General features: G+C 59.2%; 2 protein-coding genes, 1 tRNA gene and 2 pseudogenes. 4 read left to right on the plus strand and 1 reads right to left on the minus strand.

From position 1 onward, the window contains the following. From EG244_RS19950 to EG244_RS19960, 4 genes and pseudogenes are all read left to right on the plus strand, one after another. Positions 1-166 (plus strand): annotated as a pseudogene (locus EG244_RS19950) (IS3 family transposase); the annotation flags it as partial. A gap of 831 nt (positions 167-997) precedes the next feature. Next, positions 998-1,330 (plus strand): annotated as a pseudogene (locus tag EG244_RS21245) (EamA family transporter); the annotation flags it as partial. 67 nt (positions 1,331-1,397) lie between these two features. Beyond that, positions 1,398-1,907 carry a DMT family transporter gene (locus EG244_RS21250; RefSeq protein WP_233589086.1) on the plus strand — a complete coding sequence of 170 codons (510 nt, stop codon included), beginning with the start codon at positions 1,398-1,400 and terminating at the stop codon, positions 1,905-1,907. Beyond that, positions 1,897-2,145: an Ada metal-binding domain-containing protein gene (locus EG244_RS19960; protein WP_158617385.1), complete on the plus strand. Its 249-nt coding sequence runs from the start codon at positions 1,897-1,899 to the stop codon at positions 2,143-2,145. Before EG244_RS21250 ends, EG244_RS19960 begins: the two co-directional genes overlap by 11 nt. A 253-nt stretch (positions 2,146-2,398) precedes the next feature. Here the strand turns inward: EG244_RS19960 and EG244_RS19965 are convergent. Next, positions 2,399-2,475 (minus strand) — tRNA-Arg (locus EG244_RS19965). Between the last annotated feature and the right edge of the window lie 221 nt (positions 2,476-2,696).

Here is a 2,696-nt window from a genome sequence, read left to right on the forward strand (position 1 = left end):
CGAAGAGGTCTGCCTGCGCGCCTATGCCAGCGTATCCGAGGCCCGCGCCGGGATCGGCCGGTATCTGACCTTCTGCAATCGCGGCCGCCCGCATTCATCGCTTGACGGGAAAACCCCCGATCAGGCCTGCTTCAATCAGCCGATGCCCGAAGCGGTGGCGGCGTAACCGAGGCGGAAAACCACTTATAAAACGCCCGGAACTTGTTCAGATCAACAGAACCACCTCTTATGCAGAGGCCCGCGCAGTAGCGCGGGCCAAGTCACTTCACGGACAGCCGCAGCGTTCGACTGGGCTTTGCCCAGCTCACGCCGAGTCTGACGACTTTTCATATTCTTAGGACCGGCCAACATCCCTGCCGATGCCGGTCAATCGGCAAGCGCCGCCAAGGCGGCGTGACGGGAGGCCCCGTGTCCTCGGCTGCGCCTGCGGGCCGCGCCAAGGCCACTCATCACCATTGACAGTCATCATCAGGGCCGTGGGTCGGGCTTCGCCCTCCGCCCACTCTGTTCCGTCCGAATACATGCGCATTCGGTCAGATCAGATCGCCGGAGGCGCTGCCCGCGAGGCGGTAAGGGCGCAAGCCGGAGCCGTCAGAATGAAACCCAGAAGGCCCGAGGGCCTGATCGCGGCTGAACAAAAGACCAGACATGCCAAATCACACCACGAGGCAATTTCGTGACGCAAAAAGCAGTTTTGCTTGGAATTTACACCGAATGTAGATTCTCGCTCTGCTCTACCGCTCATCGGCGCGAAAAGTGGGCAGCATCAGCACCACAGTTCATTGAAATATGCCTCAACGGCCCCGCAAAGTTACCTCAGAACGGCAGCTATGCGAGACGGAGCGGACGTCGGATAATTTAAGAGCAAGAAACGGGTCGCGCGGCCCGCAGCGAATATGCACGGTTCTCCCATGAAGCAGTCCTGAGGGCTGCGCCGGAGGAGTGTCACGTGTCGTTACCATCGTCATCCCGCCCAATGACCCCGGGGGAATGGGCCATGCTCTTGGCTCTCGCCACCGTCTGGGGCGGGTCGTTTTTCTTCAACGGCATAGCCGTGCGGGAATTGCCCGTATTCACCGTGGTCGTGTCCCGGGTGGTGCTGGCCGCAATCATCCTGCTGATAATCATGCGGCTGCGGGGGGAGCGGATGCCGCGTGATCTGCGGGTCTGGATCGCCTTCTTCGGCATGGGACTGCTGAACAACGCGATCCCCTTTTCGTTGATCGTATGGGGCCAGCAGCATATTGCGTCAGGGGTGGCCTCGATCCTGAATGCCTCCACGCCGCTGTTCACGGTGATCTTCGCGCATTTCCTCACCAGCGATGAACGCATGACGAAGGGCAAGTTCGCCGGGGTGTTGATCGGCTTCGGCGGAGTCGCTGTCATGATCGGTCTGGATGCGCTGCCCGACCTCGGAACCGGGATCATCGCTCAGCTTCTTTGTCTGGCAGGTGCTGTTTTTTATGCTTTTGCAGGCATCTATGGACGCAGATTCCGGACAATGGGGGGTCAGCCCGATGGGCACGGCAACCGGGCAGGTCATGGCATCGAGCCTGATCATGCTGCCTCTCGTCATGATGCTGGACCGTCCGTGGACACTCCCCCCGCCAAGCCTGACCGCCATTGGGGCGCTGATTGGTGTGGCGGCGATTTCGACTGCGCTGGCCTATGTCCTCTACTTCCGCATCCTTGCGACGGCAGGGGCTACAAACCTGCTTCTGGTGACATTCCTGATCCCGATCAGCGCGATATTGCTTGGAACATTTTTCCTCGGGGAAAGCCTGCTTCCCCGCCATTTCGCAGGCATAGCGCTGATCGGGGCCGGTCTTGCCGCCATCGACGGACGGCTCTGGCGAACCGTGCGAACCGCGATCGACCACAGGAAAGGGACGACCAGTGAGCAATGAGAATTCGCGCTGGCTCGCCATCGAGACCTGCGACGGAAAAGCGGCAGGAACCTTCGTCTATGGTCGGGACAGTGATAAAATCTATCATTCACCCATCTGCCGCACCCGCCCTACAAACTGCGATGACCTCAAGTTCTTCGACACGCCGGATGGTGCGCGACAGCAGGGATTCCGGGTCTGTGACGATTGCTACCCGGATCAGGCCGGATGGCTGGTTGGCGCAAGCCGGTGGGTGTGATGACCGGCAGAAATGGGCTCTTCGTGACAAAACCGACGAAGCCACCCGTGGCGGTTCGGCGGGCAGAAAGCGCTGCGCCGCCAGCCGAGTACTTACGCTCGATAAGATTGTATTAGTCATTAGTTATAGCGGCAGCCCGTGCAGCAGCACGCGCTAAGTCTTTCAGCGGACAGCCCAACATCCCTGCCAAAGCCGACACGAGGTAATTTCGTGACGCAAAAGGCAGTTTTGCTTGGAGTTTACACCGAAGAAGTGGCGCGCCCGAAAGGATTCGAACCTCTGACCCCCAGATTCGTAGTCTGGTGCTCTATCCAGCTGAGCTACGGGCGCCCTATCTTCGTAGGGGTTCTCTACCCCGGGCGCTTAGCCGCCGCAAGGGGCGTTCTGCAAAAACCTAAAGATTAACCTGCCGGGATAAAAACAAAAAAGCCGCGGAAAACCGCGGCTTTTTGATCCGAATGTAGATTCGCGCTCTGATTTGCCTTGCATTGAGTCAATGGGGCGGTCCTAGGCTCAGGACTCATTGATCATATCCAGAAGATGACGATTGC

The sequence above is a fragment of the Falsigemmobacter faecalis genome, assembly GCF_003863335.1.
Lineage (GTDB): Bacteria > Pseudomonadota > Alphaproteobacteria > Rhodobacterales > Rhodobacteraceae > Wagnerdoeblera > Wagnerdoeblera faecalis.

Excerpts from the sequence above, each read along its gene's own strand:
- EG244_RS21250 (WP_233589086.1), top strand. The coding sequence starts at position 1,398 with ATGCGCTGCCCGACCTCGGAACCGGGATCATCGCTCAGCTTCTTTGTC.